The sequence below is a fragment of the Halopelagius longus genome, from assembly GCF_900100875.1.
Taxonomy (GTDB): domain Archaea; phylum Halobacteriota; class Halobacteria; order Halobacteriales; family Haloferacaceae; genus Halopelagius; species Halopelagius longus.
The window spans coordinates 105,961-123,729 of the sequence record NZ_FNKQ01000001.1 but is presented as its reverse complement, the minus strand read 5'-3'; the positions used below and the strand labels follow the sequence as shown (position 1 = coordinate 123,729).

Sequence of the window (17,769 nt, the reverse complement as noted above, 5' to 3'; positions counted from 1 at the left end):
CGGGGCGGACGGCCACGGGTGCGGCGTCAGATGTCCCCGTTGACGATGGAGGCGACCCGTTCGCGGTCGAACAGTTCGCCTTCCACGTCGTACAGTTGTTTGGCGGCGCGTTCCGTGAGCACGAGGTTCGTGATGGGACCCTGATAGAGGGGGCCGCCGCGGTAGACGTCGCCGTTCTGGACGGCCGTGAGCGCACTCGCCGTGTCGTGGTTCTCCATGAACGAGACGACGGTGTTCTGGAACTCCTCGGCCGTCTTGGCCTCCTGCCCGCGGAAGAGGAGAACGTCGGGGTCGACTTCGAGAAGCGTCTCGTAGTCGATTTCGCCGCGGGAGGAGTGGAAGTCCTTCACGTCCGTCTCCGCGAGGGCGTCGCGGACGTTCAGGTCGCGCCACTGCTTGAAGCTCGTCCCCTCGCTGATGACGTACGGGAGGAACGACTCGGGTTCGTCGCCGGAAGCCCAGAGGATGGCCACCTGCGGTCGTTCGGACTCCGAGGACGGGACGACGTCGGAGAGACCCGACTGGAACTCATCGTGGAGGGAGGCGAACGCCTCGTAGCGGTCGGTGCGCTGGAACACCTGCGCGAGTTTCTCGAACGCCTCGTACAGCGTGTAGTACTTGTAGTCCTCGTGCCACGCGTACCCTCGCGAGAAGATGCTGTTGCCGAAGAACGGCGCGATTTTCTCCTCGATTTCGTCCACGTCGGCCTGCTTCCACCCCTTGTACCGGTTGAGCAGGAAGTTCGGGTCCATGACGTGCACGTCGCCGTCGAGTTCGTAGAACACCTCCTTGCTGACGCCGTCGGAGTACAGCGACACCATATCGCTCTTGTCGACGGAGACGTCGGGTATCTCGTCGTAGTACTGAGTGTGGTACCGCGACGTCATCCAGACGCCCTTCGGCGGTTCGACGCCGAGGGCGACGCCCATGTCGGCCCAGCTACCGTTGTTCGCCACCCACGTCTCCGGGGGTTGGGCGAACTCGACTTCGCCCATCGGCTCTATCGAGACGCTGTAGGAGGACCCCGACTCCGTCGTCTCCGACTCGGTTCCCGTCTCCGTCTCTGTCGCCGTGGCCGACTCGGTCGCGGACGCTTCCGTCTCGGTCGACTCGGATCCGCTTCCGCCGGTACAACCGGCGAGGAGGCCACTCGCAGCCAGTACTCCGCTCGCCTTCAACACGTTACGTCGCGTCCGACGCGGTGCGCCGTCGTTTGCCATTACGGTTTAGGCTAACCTAAAAGCACAAGAGTGTTTCGAAGTGGCCGGGAGAATCGGTTCAGAGCGACCGTTTCGGGACGATTTCGGGGTCGGGCGTGTAGGTGACGGCGGCGTCGACGTTGAACACGTCCGCGAGGAGTTCCTCGGTCACCACTTCCCGCGGCGGTCCCCAGTCGTACACCTCGCCGTCGCACATGGCGACGAGGTAGTCGGCGAACCGGGCCGCCTGCGCGATGTCGTGGAGGACGACGGCGACGGTGACGTTTCGTTCCTCGTTCAGTTGTCGGACCGTCTCCATCACGCGGAGCTGGTGGTGTAAATCGAGGAACGTCGTCGGTTCGTCCAACAGGAGCACGTCCGTATCCTGCGCGAGGACCATCGCTATCCACGCCAACTGCTTCTGCCCGCCGCTGAGGTTCCCCACCTGCTTGTCGCGGAGGTGGTCGACGCCCGCCAGGTCGAGTGCGCGTTCGACGGCGCGTTCGTCCTCGTCGGACACCTGCTCGAAGAAGTTGCGGTGGGGGTAACGGCCGTGGTAGACGAGGTCCTCCACGGTGAGCGACCCCGGCGACTCGTTCTCCTGTGAGAGCATGCCGAGTTCGCGGGCGAACTCCTTGTCGCCGTACTCGTGGAGTCGCTTCCCGTCGAGGGTGACGGCGCCGGCGTCGGGCTCTAAGTGGTTCGAGAGCGCCTTCAGGAGCGTACTCTTCCCGCTCCCGTTCGGCCCGACGAGCGCGGTTATCTCGCCGCGCGGCACGTCGATTCGGTCGCACTCGACGACCGGACCGTCGCTCGTCGGATACGACAGCGAGAGGTTCTCTCCGACGAGCACACTGTCCGCCTCCTCGCGTCCGTTCTGAGCGGGTCGTTGCATGGAGTCTGTCTGTTCTGCCGGCCGCGTCGGTTCGGTCGTGTCGTTTACCTTGCTCATCAGATGTCACCCAGATTCTGCTGTCTCCGCATCAGATAGAGGAAGTACGGCCCGCCGACGAGGCCCGTGACGACGCCCACGGGCAACTGAACCGGGTCCAACGCCAGTCGCGCGCCGACGTCCGCGACCACCATCAGCGCCGGGCCGGCGAAGACGCACCCGACCATCAGGCGCTTGTAGTCGCTCCCGACGATGTTCCGCACGAGGTGCGGCACGATGAGGCCGACGAAGCCGACGATGCCCGCGACGGCGATGGCGGCGCTCGCCGCGAGGATGGCGACGCCCGAGAGGAGAAAGCGCGTCCGTTCGACGGACATGCCGAGCGACTGCGCCGTCTGCTCGCCGAGAAGGAGGACGTTCAGCTGTCGGGCGGCGATTACCGAAAGCGAGAGCGCGACTGCCGTCGAGGGGAGCGCCAGACGCACCTGCTCCCAATCGACGCCGGTCAGCGAACCGGTGGTCCACGCGATGGCGCTCTGGACGATGGCGAGGTCGTCCGCGAAGAAGAACATCGCCGTCTGCATCGACTGAAACAGCGTGCTGACGATGACGCCGGCGAGGACGAGGCGAACCGGACTCGTCCCTCCCTTCCACGCGATGGTGTAGACGAGGAGGAACGCCAGCGCGCCGCCGCCCGCCGCGATGAGCGGGAGAAACGGCGCGAGACCGCTGAAGACGACGAGCGTCAGGAGAATCGCGAGCCCGGCACCCGACGAGACGCCGAGGATGTACGGACTCGCCAGTTCGTTCCGGGTGACCGCTTGGAAGATGGCACCCGAGACGGAGAGGTTCGCGCCGACGAGGATAGCCACGAGGACGCGCGGCAGTCGGATGTTCCAGACGATGAGGGTCTCTCGCCCCATCTCCGGGAGGTCCGTTCCGAAGAGGAACGCCGACCACGCGTCCGCGTTGAAGAGGACAGTCGGGTTCAGCACGGCCCGCCACGCTTGGGCGAGCGACATCGTGTACGTGCCGAAGCTCACCTGGACGAGACCGCCGAGAACGACGACGGCGACGCTGGCGACGCAGAGGCCGACGAGCGACCCGTCGATCCATCCAACGCCCCGACGAATCCTCGACCAGATACCCAACCGCATAGATTCACTCATCAGACGTTGTTTAGGTTTACCTAAACCAAACGTATATGCGTTACCCTTCGACCCGAGAAGACGAAAAGAGGAGATACGAGCCGTCGCATCCGGTATCTCGGACGAATCGGTGCGTTCGCACCGACCGAACGGGGGAGGAAGCTCGAACGCGTGCGCGCACCGAACCCCGTCTTCCGCCCGGCGACGTGCGGTCGTTCGTCGGATGGGTCCCTTGACACATAATTCGTTCGGCGGAGCCTGCGCGCCCTCGCGTGGGACGCGCCGTCGGCGCTCGATTCGGTGTCCAGCCCCCACACCCGCTTCGATCGGCGTCGTTCGAGTCGCAGATGTTGTGAACCTGTACTGGAGCGTGCGAGTAAAGAATAGGCTAACGAGCGAACGATTAGCTATAGGCAAGAGAGGCGCCGACCGTCGGGGCGATTCGACATGACGGCCATCGTGCACCAATTCGCTAGTACGCCCGCGAGAGAGCCGATATTACCGCATTGTGACCACCTCGAATCGCGGATGAACCGTGAACTGATGGTAAGGTTTATAATTATCTTACTGTATTGTTATTGGTAGTGCGGCGCTATCGGTAAAGTTGCGTCGCGGGACTGAGAACGATGAGTGAAGAACGATACATCGGTGCCATCGACCAGGGGACGACCGGAACCCGGTTCATGGTGTTCGACCACGACGGACAGGTAGTAGCGAACGCGTACCAGAAACACGAACAGGTGTATCCGGAGCCCGGCTGGGTGGAGCACAAGCCGCAGGAGATCTGGGAGAACACGAAGGAGGTCATCGACGCGGCGCTCACCGAGGCGGGAATCGGCTCCGAGCAGTTGGACGCCATCGGCATCACGAACCAACGCGAGACGACGCTCATCTGGGACCGCGAGTCGGGCAAGCCCATCCACAACGCCATCGTCTGGCAGGACCGACGCACCACGGACCGCGTCGAACAGCTCCAAGACGAAGGCAAAGAGGGGTGGATTCGAGAGAAGACCGGTCTCGAACCGGACGCGTACTTCTCGGCGACGAAAGCCGAGTGGCTGCTCGACAACACGGACCAGATAAAGCTCCAGCGGATGCGGCCCGACGACGTCCGCGACAGGGCCGAGCAGGGCGAGTTGCTGTTCGGCACCATCGACTCGTGGCTCATCTACAAGCTCACCGGCGAGCACATCACGGACGTGACGAACGCCTCGCGGACGATGCTTTTCAACATCCACGAGATGGACTGGGACGAAGAACTCCTCGAAGAGTTCGGCGTCCCCGAGGCGATTCTGCCCGAGGTTCGTCCCTCCTCCGACGAGAACCATTACGGCTACACCGACGCCGACGGCTTCCTCGGCGCTGAAGTTCCGGTCGCCGGCGCACTCGGCGACCAGCAGGCGGCGCTGTTCGGCCAGACTTGCTTCGACGAGGGCGACGCGAAGAACACCTACGGGACGGGGTCGTTCATGCTGATGAACACCGGCGACGAGGCCGTCGAGAGCGAACACGGTCTGCTGACGACCGTCGGCTTCCAGCGCTCCGGCGAACCCGTGAAGTACGCCCTCGAAGGCTCCATCTTCATCACGGGCGCGGCGATCGAGTGGCTCGAAGACATGACGCTCATCGACGACGCCGCCGAGACCGAAGAGCTCGCTCGGTCGGTCGATTCGACGGACGGCGTCTACTTCGTGCCCGCGTTCGCCGGTCTCGGTGCACCCCACTGGGACCAACGCGCCCGCGGCACCATCGTCGGCATGACGCGCGGCACCCGCCGCGAACACGTCGTCCGCGCGGTGCTCGAATCCATCGCGTTCCAGACGCGCGACGTCGCGGAGGCGATGGAGTCGGACTCGGGTATCGACCTGACGACACTCCGCGTGGACGGCGGCGCGGTGAAGAACAACTTCCTCTGTCAACTGCAGGCCAACATCGTCGGCACCGACATCGCTCGTCCGGTCGTCGACGAGACGACTGCGCTCGGTGCCGCCTACGCCGCCGGACTGGCCGTCGGCTACTGGGAGACGGTGGACGAACTCCGCGACAACTGGCACGTCGACAGCGAGTTCCAACCGGAGAGTCCCGGCGACGTCGAACAGCGCTACGGTCGCTGGACGGACGCCGTCGAACGGTCGCTCGACTGGGCCCGCGACGGAGGTGAGTGAACGTGGCGCTCGCCGAACTCTGGTCGATAGAGATGCTCATCGCCGCCTTCGCGGGCGGGGCGTTCGGGGCCGCGGTCGGTGCGCTTCCGGCCTTCGTCTTCACCGGCTTCATGGTCATCGCCGGCGAGGCGGCGAAGATAGCCAACGCGGACGCGGCCGCTATCACGGACTCCGTCGCGTTCGGTGCGCCGTTCTCGCCCGCCATCAGTTTCGCGGGCGGCGCGGCCGCCGCGGCGTACGCCGCCAAGCGCGGCTACATGCAGTCGGGCTTCGACTACCACAACGCCAAGGACATCTCCTTCGCACTCGGGACGAAACCCGACGTGCTCGCGGTCGGCGGCGTGTTCGGCATCCTCGGCCACTGGCTGACGGTGATTTCGGCCTCGTTCAACATGCCGTACGACCACATCGCGATGGGCGTCGTCCTCTCGGCGCTGTTCCACCGGCTCATCCTCGGCTACGACGTCATCGGGAAAGTCCGCGGGAAGAACATCCTCGACATGAGCCCCTTCGAGCGGGAAGAGCTCCGAACCACCGACAGCGCGCCCTCGGGCGGTGCGGTGGCCGACGGCGGCCACGAGACGAACCGTCTGGCGGTCGAACCGTGGCTCCCCCAGCAGTACCAGTGGCCGAACGTCGCGGCTATCGGTGTCGTCGGCGGCATCTTCGGCGGGTACATCGGCGTGGCGACGGGAAGCGCGTTCCTCGTGTTCGGTATCAGCGCGGCGTCGCTCCTCTTCTTGAACCTCGGCGTCGAGCGGTTCCCCGTCACCCACCACATCACGCTGCCCGCCGCGACGGCGGCGCTCGCGTTCACCGCGGGCGGGAGCGAGGGGTCGGTCGCGGCGGCACTCATCGTGGCCGGCGTCTTCGGCCTCGCCTGCGCGCTGTTCGGCGAACTGTTCCAGCGCGTCTTCTACGCGCACGGCGACACCCACTGGGACCCGCCCGCGGCGGCCATCGTCTTCGGGACGTTCCTCGTGTTCGTGCTGTACGCCGTCGGCGTCTTCCCCGACAGTTCGTGGGTCGCGACGCTCGGAATGTAGCCGGTCCCTCGCAAATTTATTAGCGGCGATACCGTAGCACAGCCAACGTAAGCGGCGGTTAGTCGGAATACGATTCGACTGAATGAACATCGAAGACCGAATCCTCCAGCGGAAACGTCGGGGGGAACGACGGCGATTACTCGTCGACGAGAGCGCGTTGAGTCCCGTGTGGCACCCGGAGAGCCCGGTGGGACGCGGGGCGACCATCGAGCGACTGCTGGACCGACTCGACCCCGTCTTCGACGGGGAGACGCCCGAGGACGTGTACGTCCACGGCCCCTCGGGGTGCGGGAAGTCCGCCGTCGTGACGGCGCTGTTCCGCCACCTCTCTCGACATCTCTCCTCGCCGACGAACACCATCCAGACGACGACGCGAAGCGGAAGCGAATCCGGCACCACGTTCGCGTACGTGGACGTCCGGACGGCGACCAGCGAGTTCGAGTTCTACCACCGACTGCTCGACGAATCGACCGACGAGTCCGTCCCCCGGCGGGGACTCTCCACCGACGAACTGCGCGGGCGGATTCGGAAGTCCCTCCGAACGCAGTCGCTCGTCGTCGCACTCGACCACGTAGACGAGGTGGACCCCTCGCTTCTGGAGTGGTTGGCGCGCGAACGCGACGAGTGGTCCCGCGACGTGTCGGTGGTGGCCGTCGGGCGGGCGAGTCCCGGGGGCGCGCCGGAGGCGGTGTCCGACGCACCGACGGTCGAAGTGCCGCGCTACCACCGCGCGGAGGTGACGGACATCCTCACCAGTCGGACCACCGCGGGGTTGGCGCGCGACGCGGTGACGCACGACCAGATTCGCACGCTGGCGACGTGGGCGGAGGGCGACGCCCACGACTCCCTCGCGGCGCTTCTCGGCACCGTCGACGCCGCGTTAGACGACGGGGCCACCGTCGTCGAGGAGGACCACCTCCGGGCGGGGATGGACTCGGTGCCCCGGCCCTGCGTCTCCCTCGGGCGCGTCCTCGCCCTCGCGGAGAACAGACAGGAGGTGCTGCGCTACCTGCTGGAACTCGACGAGTCCGAGCGCTCCTCGGTGCAGAAGACGGCGGACGCACTCGCCTCCCGGTCGTCGCTGTCGGCGAGCACCATCCGGCGCTACCTGTACGAACTCGCGGAACAGGACGTGGTCGCGCGCGTCCAAGCCGACGAGTCGAACGGGGCGGGACGGCCCCCGAGCAGGGTCGAACCGCGCTTCCCCACGCGTGCGTTCGAGCGTCTGACGGCCGTCGAGACGCGGACGGCGAACTAACCACTACGCGCCGAGTGGATAACGTATTGACGAAAATGGTTATACCGTTAGCCTCCGAGCCGTCCGAATAGAACGGTCGAACACGCCCGCCGAACGGGCGGAGCGTCCCGTTCGAGCACACTCATGTCGTCACACTCACCATCCGGCGGGCGGTCGTCCGACGAAGATTCGGGCCGGTACTTCTCGCGGGACGACCCGGTCTGCCTCCGCGTCGTGGAAGCCGTCGCGGCGTTCCGCGGCGTGGACCCCCTCGAACTGGAACCGTTGGCCGAACGCATCGACGCCGACGCGTTGAACGCCCTGTTCTCGCCCGTCGGCGACGGGACCATCGACGGCGGGAGCGTCACCTTCCGCTACGGCGGCGCGCGGGTCACGGTCACCAGTCGCGGAGACATCGACGTCGTCGAAGCGGAACGCGCCGGTCGGCGCGAGTAGCCCTCCGTCGAGGACGCCCGAGCGGAAGCGACGAATCCAAACGGCTCGGCCGGCTACCGTCCGGTGATGGACATTCGGTTTCTGGGCGGCGCGCGCGAGGTTGGGCGGAGCGCCATCCTCGTCAACGACCGTCTCCTCCTCGATTACGGGATACTCACCGGGAATCCGCCGCAGTTTCCGGTGGACGCGCCCGACCCGGAGGCCGTCGTCGTCAGTCACGGCCACCTCGACCACGTCGGGTCGATTCCCTCGCTCCTGTCGGGCGACCGGCGGCCGCCGATACACTGGACGCCGCCGACGCGCGAACTGGCGCTGACGCTCGCCCGCGACACGCTCAAACTTCACGGCGGGAGTTACAACTGCCCGTTCACGGAGGCGGAGGTAAAGCGCGTCACGCAGGTGTCGGAGACGCACGGCTACCGCGAGACGTTCGAGGCGGCGGGCCACGAGGTGACCTTCTTCGACGCCGGCCACATCCCCGGAAGCGCCCACGTCCTCGTGGACGACGGCGAGACGCGCCTGTTCTACACCGCCGACTTCCACACCGACGACCAGCGGTTGGTGTCGGCCTCAACCGCGCGCCCCGACGCCGACGCGGTCATCTGCGAGAGCACCTATTCGGACGTGGACCACGACCCGCGCCGACGAATCGAGGAGCAGTTCGTCGAGAGCGTCGAGACGACGGTGTGGGACGGCGGCACCGTCGTCGTGCCCGCGTTCGCCATCGGTCGGACCCAGGAGATGCTTCTGGTCTGCGAGGCCAACGACATCGACTGCTACGTCGACGGCATGGGCAAGCGAATCACGCGGATGCTCCGCCAACACCCCGAGTACGTCAGGGACCCCGAAGCGCTCCGTCGCGCGAAGTCGAACGCTCGCTTCGTCACCGGCCGGGACGGACAGCGGAAACGCATCGCCGCGCAGAACACGGTCATCGTGACGACCAGCGGGATGCTCTCGGGCGGACCGGCGATGACCTACGTGCCGGCGATACGGTCGAGTCCGACGAACAAAGTCGCACTCACGGGGTATCAGGTCGAGGGGACGCCCGGGCGCGAACTGCTGGAGTCGGGGCGGGCGGAACTCGACGGGCGCGTGATGCCCGTCAGCGCGCAGGTGGAGTGGTACGACTTCTCGGCGCACGCAGACCGAGAGGGCCTGTTGAGCCTGCTCGACTCCTACCGCGACAGTCGCGTCCTCGTCAACCACGGCGACCGCTGTGCGGCGTTCGCCGAGGAACTAAGAGCGGACGGGTTCGACGCTGCCGCGCCGGACATCGGCGACGCCGTCACGGTGTAGGTGTCGTCCGGCGGGACGCGTCCGCCCGCGACTTACGTCACCTCCGGCCCGCTTCGATATATGTACGCCGCCGGAGCGGTCGCTCTCCTCAGAGCGTACTCGTGAGGCCGCCGTCGAGGACGAGCGACTCCCCGTTGGCGTAGTCGGAGAGGTCGCTCGCGAGGAACACCGCGCCGCCGGCCACGTCTTCGGGTTCGCCGACGCGCCCCTGCGGAATCTGCCGAAGGAGCGCCTCTTCGGCGTCTCCGCCGACGAGTCCGGACTGCTCGGTGAGGGTCGTTCGGATGAGTCCGGGGTGGATGGCGTTCACGCGAATCCCCTCGCCGCCGAGTTCGTCGGCCAGCGAGTACGTCAGGAGCCGAACCCCTCCCTTGGAGGTGCTGTACGGTGTGGTGCCGCCGGCCCCCTGCAGTCCCTCGACGCTGGAGATGTTGATGATGGTGCCGCCGCCGTTCTCTACCATCCGCTCGGCCGCCACCTGCGCCCCGAAGAACGCGCCCTTGAGGTTGACGTCCATCAACCGGTCGTACTCTTCCTCGGTCACCTCGAGGAACGGCGTCCCCAAGGCGAACCCGGCGTTGTTGACCATCACGTCGATACCGCCGAACTCCTCGGCGGCCTCGACGGCCTCCTCGAGTTGGGTACGCTCGCTCACGTCGCAGTCGACGTAGACGGCCGACGCGTCCGTCTCCTCCGCGATGCGTTCGTGGGTCGGCGCTCCCCCCTCGCGCGGTTCCTCGCGGATGTCCGCGACGACGACGTCCGCACCGTGCTCTGCGAACGAAAGCGCGATGGCGCGGCCGATACCGCTCGCGGCACCCGTTACGACGCTCGTTCGTCCGTCTAGAAGATCGCTCACGTGTCAAAGATCGCTCAAGACCGGTTAAGTGTTCGGCTCGCGGCCGCCGACGAAACGACTGGGCCGCGACCTACGCGCCGAGACCCCAGAAGAACGCGATGCCGAGCACCGTGACGACCGACAGGAGAAACTGTAACGGCGCGCCGACGCGGAGGAAGTCCGAGAACGTGTAGCCGCCGGGGCCGTAGACGAAGAGGTTCGTCTGGTAGCCGACGGGCGTCATGAACGCCGTCGAGGCGGCGAACGTCACCGCGAGGACGAACGCGAAGGCGTTCGCGCCGATGGACTGGGCGGCGTTGGCGGCGACGGGAATCATCAGCACGACGCTGGCGTTGTTGCTGATAACGCTCGTCAGCAGGCCCGTCGCGAGGTAGAACACCCAGAGGACCCCGATTGCCGGCAGGAACGTCGCCGTCGAGGCGACGGCGCTGCCGAGAAGCGCGGCGGCCCCCGTCTGCTGGAGGGCGATGCCGAGGGGGATGACGCCCGCGAGCAGGAAGATGACGTTCCACTCGACGGAGGAGTACAGTTCGGTCGGTTCCAAGACGCCGGTGAACACCATCGCGACCACCCCCGCGAGCGCCGAGACGACTATCGGGAGGACGTTCAACGCCGGAAGCGCGACGACGCCGGCGATGATGGCGACTGCGAACGGAATCTTCTCCGTCCGGTACGTCGTCTCGTCGAACTCGTGGGCGACGATGAAGTCCTCGTTCTGGACGAGACGGGAGAGGCTGTCCGACGGGGCCTGCACCAACAGCGTGTCGCCGACCCGGATGCGGATGTCCTCGAACCGGTCGCGGACGACTTCGCCGCGGGAGCGGAAGGCGAGGACGTTCGCGTCGTACCGTTGCCGGAAGGTCGAACTGGAGAGCGTCTCGCCGACGAGGAACGACCCCGACGGGACGACGACTTCCACGAGGACGGGGTCCTCGTCCTCGGAGTGCAGGTCGTCTTCGCTCTGCGGCCCGCCCGCGAACGTGAGACCCTCCGCGTCGATGATGCGTTCGAGCGTGTCCCGGTTCGTTCTGAGGCGGAGCGTGTCGTTCTCGTGAATCTCCTTGCGGGCGAGCGGTTCGTCGAAGCGCTCCCCGTAGCGGACCAACTGGAGGGCGTCGATGTCGAGTTCGTCGTCGCCGAACGCCTCCTCGACGGTCTGGCCGGTGAACGACGAGTTCGCGGGGACGACAACGTCCGCGAGGTACGCCTGCAGGGCGTACTCCTCGACTAAGTCCTCGTCGGCCGGAATCCGCTCGGGAATCAGCCGGACGCCGACCGTCATGAGGTAGAGTGCGCCGACGGCGAAGACGACGACGCCGAGCTTCGTGAACTCGAACATCCCGAACGCCGAGAGACCGAGCTCGGGCGACTCCGCGCCGAGCTGCGCCGCGATGTCGCTCGCGAGGATGTTCGTCGAGGTGCCGATGAGCGTCAGCGTCCCGCCGAGCATCGACGCGAACGAAAGCGGCATGAGCAGCTTCGACGGCGACGTCTTCCCCTCGTGTGCGAGGTCGGAGATGACCGGCACGAGGATGGCGACGACGGGCGTGTTGTTGATGAACCCCGAGACGGGGCCGGTGACGCCGACGGTGGCGGCGAGCTGCTTGGTCCGGCTGGTCCCGGCGAACGCGGCCATCTTCCGGCCGATCAACTGGACGATGCCGGTCCGGTTGATCCCGGTGCTCAGGATGAGCATCGCGAGCACGGTTATCGTGGCCGGGTTGGCGAACCCGGAGATGCCCTCTTGAGGCGATATCTGCGTCCACGGTTCGAGGACCATCAAGAGGACCATCACGAGGATGGCCGTGACGTCGATAGGAAACCACTCGGTGGCGAACAGAACGAGCGCCAGAAGGATGAGCGCGAAGACGACGAGCATCTCGGCCGTCACCGGCGTCGAAGCCACGCTCTGAATCGGCGAGAACGCCGAGGAAAAAGGCATACCGAGAGGAGACGCTTCCGACGGAAAAAGGAGTGGTATCCGCCTCGACCGTCTGCCGTCGGTAGGCGGGGCACGTTCGAGTGCGAACCGAACGGAGAGCGCTCCGGGGCGACGCGCAGTTTAACTCGGTTAAGATACTCTACAGTGCAATGAGTACCAAATCGGACGCTACCGAGGGGGCATTCTGGGCGGATGCCGACGACGACGTAGCACGCCGGCGGTATCAGACGCTCCTCGATACGCTCGGCGACGGCATCTACCACCTCGACGCCGAGGGGCGGTTCGTCGCGGTGAGCGACGAACTCGTCGAGACGACCGGGTTCGCTCGGGAGGAACTCCTCGGCGAACGCGTCACCGTCCTCCTGACGGACGACGACGCAGACCGGGTGAAGCGGGCGGTCGCGCGCCGAGCCGAGTCGGAGAGCCGCGAAGCCGTCCCCCTCGAACTCGGCGTCCGAACCGCCGACGGCGGCACGGTCCCCTGCGAACTCCGGGTCAACCCGCTACTGGAGGACGGCGAGTTCCGGGGGAGCGTCGGGGTCGTCCGCGACCGTTCGGAGACGGACCGCCCGGATGCGCTCGATTCGTCGCCCGCGTCCCCCGAGTCGGTCAGCACCGTCCTCGACGAGGCGGACATCGGCGTGTTCGTCCTCGACGACGAGTTCCGCGTCGCGTGGGCCGACGAGACCGCAGAGGAGTACTTCGGCCTCGACCGGGACGACGTCGTCGGGCGGGACAAACGGGAGGTCATCCGGGAGACGGTCAAAGAGAGGGTCGTAGACTCCGAACGGTTCGAGGAGAACATCCGCGCGGCGTACGCGGACAACAGCTACATCGAGCAGTTCGAGTTCCGGGTCACCGAAGGCGAGGGACGCGAGGGTCGGTGGCTCGAACACTACAGCAAGCCGATAGCGTCGGGGCAGTACGCGGGGGGACGAATCGAGCTCTACTACGACATCACGGACAGAGCGGAGTCCGAGGACGCCCGCAAGGAGACCGAAGCGCAGTTTCGGTCGCTGGTCTGCGCCGTCGAGGAGTACGCCATCGTCCGTCTGGACGCCGAGGGCCGCGTCGCAAGTTGGAACGAGGGCGCAGAGAGGATCAAAGGCTACGACCGCGCGGAGATAGTCGGCGAGCACGTCTCGACGTTCTACACCGAGGAGGATAGGGCGGCCGGCGTCCCCGAACGGAACCTCGAACGGGCGACGGAGGAGGGAGTGATCGAGGACGAGGGGTGGCGCGTCAGGGCGGACGGGAGCCGGTTCTGGGCGAACGTGACCCTCACCGCCGTTCGCGGCGACGACGGGACTCACCGCGGATACCTGAAGGTGACGCGCGATGCGACCGAACAGCGCGAACGCGAACAGGAACTGCAGAGCGAACTCCAGCGCATCCTCAGCCGAATCTCCGACGCGTTCTACGCCGTCGACGAAGAGTTCCGCCTCACGCACGTCAACGAACGCGCCGAGGAACTGCTCCAGCGCTCCGAGTCGGAACTGCTCGGCGAGACGCTGTGGGACGTGTTCCCCTCAGCCGCCGAAATCGACGACGTCTGGGACGCCTTCCAGACGGCGAGGCGTTCCCAAGAGGCGACCAGTTACGAGCTGTACTACGACACGCTCGACTTCTGGGTCGAGGCGAACCTCTACCCCTCCGAGACCGGCATCTCCGTGTACTTCCGCGACGTGACGGAGCGGAAGAAGCGCGAACGGACGCTGGAGCAGTACGAGGCCATCGTGGAAACCGTCGGCGACGGCATCTACGCGGTGGACGCCGACTCGCGGTTCATCATGGTCAACGACGCGTTCTGCGAGATGGTCGGCTACGACCGCGAGGAACTGCTCGGAGAGCCCGCGGCGATAGTCCACGACGAGTCGGTGACGGCCCGGGCGGAGGAGTTAATCGAGGACGTACTGGACGGCGAGCGAACGCTCCCGAAGGTCGAATTCGACCTGCGGACGAGTTCGGGCGGGACGGCCCCCGTCGAGAGTCGCATCTCCCCCTTCCCGGACGGCGACACGTACGGCCGGTGCGGAGTGGTTCGAGACGTCTCCGAACGCGCCGAACGCGAGCGAGAGTTGGAGAAGTACGAGACGATAGTCGAAACCGTCGAGGACGGCATCTACGCGGTGGACGCCGACGGCCGGTTCACGATGGTCAACGAGGCGTACACGAAGCTGACCGGCTACGCTCGGGACGAACTGCTCGGCTCCCCCGTCTCGTTGGTCGTCGCGGACGACACCGCCGAACGCGCGGCGGAGATGGAGACGGCGTTGAAGGAGGGGGGCGTCGACGAACCGGTGATGGAAGGGGAGATACGAACGGCCGACGGACGCCGCGTTCCCGCGGAGGCGACGTTCGCGCTGCTTCCGGGCGACAGCCGCGAGCGCATCGGCGTCGCGCGCGACATCACCGAACGGAGGGCCAGAGAGCGCGCCTTAGAGGAGAGCGAACGGCGGTACCGGACGCTCGTCGAGCACTTCCCGAACGGAGCGGTCGGGCTGTTCGACGAGAGTCTGACCTACACCGTCGCCGGCGGCGAGATGCTGACCGAACTCGGAATCTCCCCCGAGGAGGTGGTCGGAACGAACATCGCCGAGCGCTACTCCGAGGAGTTAGTCGAGGAGATACGACCCCACTTCCGCGCCGTCTTCGACGGCGAGTCCCGGACGTTCGAGGTGGAGTACCACGGGAAGTCGCTGTTGGCGCACACGCTCCCCGTCCGGAACGCCGACGACGAGGTGTACGCGGGGATGCTGATGCTGCAGGACGTGACCGAACGGCGGGAGTACCGCCGGAAACTCGAGGAGTCGAACGAGCGCTTAGAGCAGTTCGCGTACGTCGCCTCCCACGACCTGCAGGAACCGCTCCGGATGGTCACGAGCTACCTCAAGTTGATAGAACGGCGGTACGGCGACCGATTGGACGAAGACGGCGAGGAGTTCCTCGGGTTCGCCGTCGACGGCGCAGAGCGGATGCGCGAGATGATAGACGGACTGCTCACGTACTCGCGAATCGAAACGCAGGGAGATCCGTTCGATCCGGTCGATCTGAACGACGTTCTCGGGCACGTCCGCGCGGACCTTCAGATGCGGATAGCCGAGAGCGACGCCGACGTCGCCGTCGAGCGACTCCCGACCGTCGAGGGCGACGCCAGCCAGCTCCGCCAACTCTTCCAGAACCTGCTGGGTAACGCGATCCAGTACAGCGGCGACGAACCGCCGCAGGTCGAAGTCACCGCAGAGCGCGACGGCGAGAGCTGGGTCGTCTCGGTGCGCGACGAGGGTATCGGCATCGACCCGGACAGTCAAGACCGTATCTTCGAGGTGTTCCGACGCCTGCACACGAACGACGAACTGCCCGGCACCGGTATCGGACTCGCGCTCTGTCGGCGCATCGTCGAGCGACACGGCGGCGACATCCGGGTCGAGTCGGAACCCGGCGAGGGAGCGACGTTCTCGTGTCGGTTCCCGGACGCCAGAGAGTAGTCCGCCCGGCGTTCGAGCGCCGCCGCAGCGCGCGAACGGCGGATTCATGCGGCTCCGTCAGAGTCACCGAGTAACGATGACCGCAGACGACGAGAGCGCGTTCGACCGCCTCCGTGCGGAGGTAGACCGGCCGCTGACGCGACTGTTTCGGGAGTACGGGGCGTCGCGGAAGCGGTGGCTCGCGCTCGGTCTGGCGGCGAACCTCCTCGCGCAGACGGCGTCGCTCGTCCCGCCGGTCGTCCTCGGGACGGCCATCGACGCGGTGTTCGGGTCGCAGACGACGCCCTACGCGCTTCCGCTCGTCCCCGCGGCGTGGATTCCGACGACGCCTGAGGCGCAGTTCTGGTTCTCGGCGTGGCTCATCGTCGGCGCGTTCGCCACCGCGGCCGTCTGTACGTGGGTGTACGGCGTCACGGCGAACTTCTTCGCGCACGACGTGATGCACGCGGTCAGGACGGACAGTTTCGAGAAACTCCTCCGCCTCGACATGCAGTTCTTCGACGACAAGCAGACCGGCGAGGTGATGGCCATCCTGAACAACGACGCGGGCAATCTGGAGGTGTTCCTCGACAACGCCCTGATGAACTCCCTGCGCCTCCTCGTGATGGTCGGCGGCATCGCGTTCATCCTCTTTTCGCTGAACCCGCAGTTGGCGCTGGTGACGCTCGTCGTCGTCCCGGGACTCGTCGGTTTCACGCTCTGGTTCATGCGCGCCGTCGCGCCGCGGTACCGCGCCCGCCAGTCGGCCGTCGCGTCGTTCAACACGCGCATCGAGAACGGCATCGGCGGCGTCGAACTCGTGAAGACGACCAACAGCGAGTCGTTCGAGAGCGGGCGCGTCCGCGACTCCTCGGCGGACGTCTACGAGACGACGATGTCGGTGCTGAAGCTGAGCTACCTCTACCGGCCGGGGATGGAACTGCTCGCCGGCCTCTCCTTCGCGGCGACGTTCGTCGTCGGGGGGTACTGGCTCCTCGTCGGCGCGCCGGGCCCCCTCGCGGGCGAGTTGAGCGTCGGGACGTTCGTCACGTTCATCTTCATGACCCAGCGGTTCGTCGCGCCGTTGGCCGAGGTGTCGAACATCGTCGACCAAGTGCAGAACGCCCGCGCGTCCGCGGAGCGCGTCTTCGGACTCGCCGACATCCCCGTCCACATCGAAGACCGACCGGACGCCGTCGCCCTGTCGGATCCCGAGGGCCGCGTCGAGTACGAGAGCGTCTCCTTCGCGTACTCGGACCCCGTACTGAGCGACGGCGGCGACTCCGCGGACGGCGGCGACGACCCGCCGGTGCTCGAAGACGTGTCGTTCGACGCCGCGCCGGGCGAGACGGTGGCGTTCGTCGGTCCGACCGGCGCGGGGAAGTCGACGCTCGCGAAACTGCTCCTCCGCCTGTACGACCCGACTGCGGGGAGCGTCCGTCTCGACGGCGAGGACGTGCGGGCGGTGACGCTCGATTCGCTCCGGAACGCCGTGGGCTACGTCTCCCAAGACACCCACCTGTTCGACGGCACCATCGCCGAGAACGTCCGGTACGGCCGGTTCGACGCGAGCGACGAGGCGGTTCGGGAGGCCGCGGAGGCCGCCGAGGCCCACGAGTTCATCGCCGACATGCCGGAGGGGTACGAGACGCGCGTCGGCGAACGCGGCGTGAAGCTCTCCGGCGGGCAACGACAGCGTATCGCCCTCGCGCGGGCCGTCCTCCACGACCCGCCGGTACTCGTGTTGGACGAGGCGACGAGCGCCGTCGACACGGAGACCGAACGGGCGATTCAGCGCTCGCTCGACCGGTTGGCCGAAGACCGGACGACGCTCGTCATCGCGCACCGACTCTCGACGGTGGTGGACGCAGACGAGATACTCGTCCTCGAAGACGGCCGCGTCGTCGAACGGGGGACCCACGACGACCTGTTGGCGCGCGGGGGGCGGTACGCGTCGCTGTGGCGCGCGCAGACGAACGGACGGTAAGGAGCCGAGTGCACAGTTTCTGCGGGCGCGGCGCGCGCTGCGAGACACGCGGAGGACTCATCCGTCTCCGCC

General features: G+C 66.7%; 12 protein-coding genes. 7 read left to right on the top strand and 5 right to left on the bottom strand.

Annotated elements, in window-relative coordinates:
• Positions 1-26 precede the first annotated feature (26 nt).
• From BLS11_RS00565 to BLS11_RS00555, 3 genes are read right to left on the bottom strand one after another with little or no spacing between them, the layout of a single operon-like run.
• Positions 27-1,220, bottom strand: a complete 1,194-nt coding sequence (locus BLS11_RS00565) for an ABC transporter substrate-binding protein (protein ID WP_092531449.1) — start codon at positions 1,218-1,220, stop codon at positions 27-29.
• Positions 1,221-1,278: 58 nt separating this feature from the next.
• Positions 1,279-2,094 carry an ABC transporter ATP-binding protein gene (locus tag BLS11_RS00560; RefSeq protein WP_245698707.1) on the bottom strand — a complete coding sequence of 272 codons (816 nt, stop codon included), beginning with the start codon at positions 2,092-2,094 and terminating at the stop codon, positions 1,279-1,281.
• Between the two features lie 56 nt (positions 2,095-2,150).
• On the bottom strand, positions 2,151-3,260 hold the full coding sequence (locus BLS11_RS00555; protein WP_092531445.1) for a FecCD family ABC transporter permease: 1,110 nt from the start codon (positions 3,258-3,260) through the stop codon (positions 2,151-2,153).
• A 605-nt stretch (positions 3,261-3,865) separates the two neighbouring features.
• Here BLS11_RS00555 and glpK point away from each other — a divergent pair.
• The 5 genes from glpK to BLS11_RS00530 all read left to right on the top strand — a co-directional run bounded on the left by glpK (position 3,866) and on the right by BLS11_RS00530 (position 9,442).
• Positions 3,866-5,404 carry a glycerol kinase GlpK gene (glpK, locus tag BLS11_RS00550; protein ID WP_092531443.1) on the top strand — a complete coding sequence of 513 codons (1,539 nt, stop codon included), beginning with the start codon at positions 3,866-3,868 and terminating at the stop codon, positions 5,402-5,404.
• 2 nt (positions 5,405-5,406) lie between these two features.
• A complete protein-coding gene (locus BLS11_RS00545) occupies positions 5,407-6,450 on the top strand; it encodes a DUF7973 family transport facilitator (RefSeq protein WP_092534353.1) in 1,044 nt (347 codons plus the stop codon).
• Between the two features lie 82 nt (positions 6,451-6,532).
• Positions 6,533-7,708: a Cdc6/Cdc18 family protein gene (locus BLS11_RS00540; protein ID WP_092531441.1), complete on the top strand. Its 1,176-nt coding sequence runs from the start codon at positions 6,533-6,535 to the stop codon at positions 7,706-7,708.
• Positions 7,709-7,831: 123 nt separating this feature from the next.
• Complete coding sequence (locus tag BLS11_RS00535) at positions 7,832-8,143, top strand: DdfA family disk-determining factor (protein WP_175454336.1); 312 nt, start codon at positions 7,832-7,834, stop codon at positions 8,141-8,143.
• 66 nt (positions 8,144-8,209) lie between these two features.
• Positions 8,210-9,442, top strand: a complete 1,233-nt coding sequence (locus BLS11_RS00530; protein WP_092531439.1) for an MBL fold metallo-hydrolase — start codon at positions 8,210-8,212, stop codon at positions 9,440-9,442.
• Between the two features lie 88 nt (positions 9,443-9,530).
• On the opposite strand, the gene BLS11_RS00525 is transcribed toward BLS11_RS00530, so the two are convergent.
• Entirely contained in the window at positions 9,531-10,301 is a 771-nt protein-coding gene (locus tag BLS11_RS00525) for an SDR family oxidoreductase (protein ID WP_092531437.1), read from the bottom strand.
• A gap of 70 nt (positions 10,302-10,371) precedes the next feature.
• On the bottom strand, positions 10,372-12,180 hold the full coding sequence (locus BLS11_RS00520) for an SLC13 family permease (protein ID WP_092534347.1): 1,809 nt from the start codon (positions 12,178-12,180) through the stop codon (positions 10,372-10,374).
• Positions 12,181-12,392: 212 nt separating this feature from the next.
• On the opposite strand from BLS11_RS00520, the gene BLS11_RS00515 reads away from it, so the two are divergent.
• Together BLS11_RS00515 and BLS11_RS00510 are read left to right on the top strand one after the other, a co-directional pair.
• The gene (locus BLS11_RS00515; protein WP_092531435.1) at positions 12,393-15,731 is read left to right on the top strand and encodes a PAS domain S-box protein; all 3,339 of its coding nucleotides are present in this window, start codon (positions 12,393-12,395) and stop codon (positions 15,729-15,731) included.
• Positions 15,732-15,807: 76 nt separating this feature from the next.
• On the top strand, positions 15,808-17,697 hold the full coding sequence (locus BLS11_RS00510; RefSeq protein ID WP_092531433.1) for an ABC transporter ATP-binding protein: 1,890 nt from the start codon (positions 15,808-15,810) through the stop codon (positions 17,695-17,697).
• Positions 17,698-17,769: the final 72 nt, after the last annotated feature.

Coding starts and splice junctions, on each gene's coding strand:
- BLS11_RS00565 (WP_092531449.1), bottom strand. CDS start 1,220: ATGGCAAACGACGGCGCACCGCGTCGGACGCGACGTAACGTGTTGAAG.
- BLS11_RS00560 (WP_245698707.1), bottom strand. CDS start 2,094: ATGCAACGACCCGCTCAGAACGGACGCGAGGAGGCGGACAGTGTGCTC.
- BLS11_RS00555 (WP_092531445.1), bottom strand. CDS start 3,260: ATGAGTGAATCTATGCGGTTGGGTATCTGGTCGAGGATTCGTCGGGGC.
- glpK (WP_092531443.1), top strand. CDS start 3,866: ATGAGTGAAGAACGATACATCGGTGCCATCGACCAGGGGACGACCGGA.
- BLS11_RS00540 (WP_092531441.1), top strand. CDS start 6,533: ATGAACATCGAAGACCGAATCCTCCAGCGGAAACGTCGGGGGGAACGA.
- BLS11_RS00535 (WP_175454336.1), top strand. CDS start 7,832: ATGTCGTCACACTCACCATCCGGCGGGCGGTCGTCCGACGAAGATTCG.
- BLS11_RS00530 (WP_092531439.1), top strand. CDS start 8,210: ATGGACATTCGGTTTCTGGGCGGCGCGCGCGAGGTTGGGCGGAGCGCC.
- BLS11_RS00520 (WP_092534347.1), bottom strand. CDS start 12,180: ATGCTCGTCGTCTTCGCGCTCATCCTTCTGGCGCTCGTTCTGTTCGCC.
- BLS11_RS00515 (WP_092531435.1), top strand. CDS start 12,393: ATGAGTACCAAATCGGACGCTACCGAGGGGGCATTCTGGGCGGATGCC.
- BLS11_RS00510 (WP_092531433.1), top strand. CDS start 15,808: ATGACCGCAGACGACGAGAGCGCGTTCGACCGCCTCCGTGCGGAGGTA.